Source organism: Lutispora thermophila DSM 19022, from assembly GCF_900142105.1.
Classification (GTDB): domain Bacteria; phylum Bacillota; class Clostridia; order Lutisporales; family Lutisporaceae; genus Lutispora; species Lutispora thermophila.
The window spans coordinates 1-1,387 of sequence record NZ_FQZS01000062.1; the positions used below are offsets into that span (position 1 = coordinate 1).

Sequence of the window (1,387 nt, forward strand, 5' to 3'; positions counted from 1 at the left end):
AGACAGACAGGCTTTGCAATGCTGGCCTCAGGCAGCGTTCAGGAAGTAATGGACTTAGGTGGAATAGCCCACCTTGCAGCGATAAAATCAAGTGTTCCATTTTTGCACTTCTTTGATGGATTTAGGACAAGCCATGAGCTGCAAAAGATTGAAGTAATGGAATATGAAGACTTTGCCAAATTGGTGGACCATGAAGCAGTAGAAAGATTCAGGAATTCATCTTTGAATTCAGAACATCCCGTTACAAAGGGAACGGCTCAAAACCCCGATATTTACTTCCAAGGAGCGGAAGCATCAAATATATACTATGACAGAGTGCCGGATATAGTAAATGACTACATGAAGGAAATAAACAAGATAACCGGAAGGGACTACAAGCCTTTCAACTATGTAGGGCATCCGGAAGCAGAAAGAATAATAATAGCAATGGGTTCAGTAACGGATACCATAGAAGAAACAGTGGAATATCTGGTTAAAAGAGGAGAAAAGGTAGGGGCCATCAAGGTAAGGCTATATAGGCCATTCTCAGCCAAGTATTTCTTTGACGTAATGCCAAAGACCGTTAAGAAGATAGCCGTACTGGACAGAACAAAGGAAAAAGGTTCGGTAGGAGAACCTCTATACTTGGATGTTAAGAACATATTCTTCGATAGGAAAGAGGAAGTAGTAATAGTAGGCGGAAGATATGGACTGGCATCAAAGGACACAACTCCTTCACAGATACTTGCAGTATATGAAAATCTGAAACAAGAAGAACCAAAGGATAGATTCACCATAGGAATAATAGACGATGTAACCCATACTTCCCTGGAAATAAAAGAAGAAATAACAACAGAACCTGGTGACAGGGTAAGATGCAAATTCTGGGGCTTCGGATCAGACGGAACAGTGGGAGCCAACAAGCAGGCCATAAAAATCATAGGGGATAACACAGACATGTACGCACAAGCCTACTTCTCCTATGACTCAAAGAAATCAGGAGGAGTTACAATATCCCACTTGAGATTCGGGAAATCACCGATAAAATCCACATACCTGATATCAGAAGCAGACTTCATATCCTGCTCAAAACAATCATACCTGCATCAATATGATGTGCTTAAGGGACTTAAAAAAGGCGGCACCTTCCTGCTCAATACCATATGGGAAGGAGAAGAATTGGAACGCAACTTACCTGCAAAGGTAAAAAAATACATCTATGAAAATGAAATAAACTTCTATACGATAAACGCAACGAAGATAGCTTCGGAAATAGGCCTTGGTGGAAGGACAAACATGATAATGCAGGCAGCCTTCTTTAAACTGGCAAACATAATACCCGTAGAAGAAGCAGTAGGATACTTAAAGAAATCCATTAAAGAAGAATACGGTGCAAAAGGCGACGATA

At 40.8% G+C, this 1,387-nt stretch carries 1 protein-coding gene; it reads left to right on the forward strand.

The genetic code is table 11. The features are described from left to right. Positions 1-1,387 (forward strand): 2-oxoacid:acceptor oxidoreductase family protein (locus tag BUB48_RS17430; RefSeq protein ID WP_175548471.1); only part of this gene is annotated, 1,387 nt, incomplete at both ends.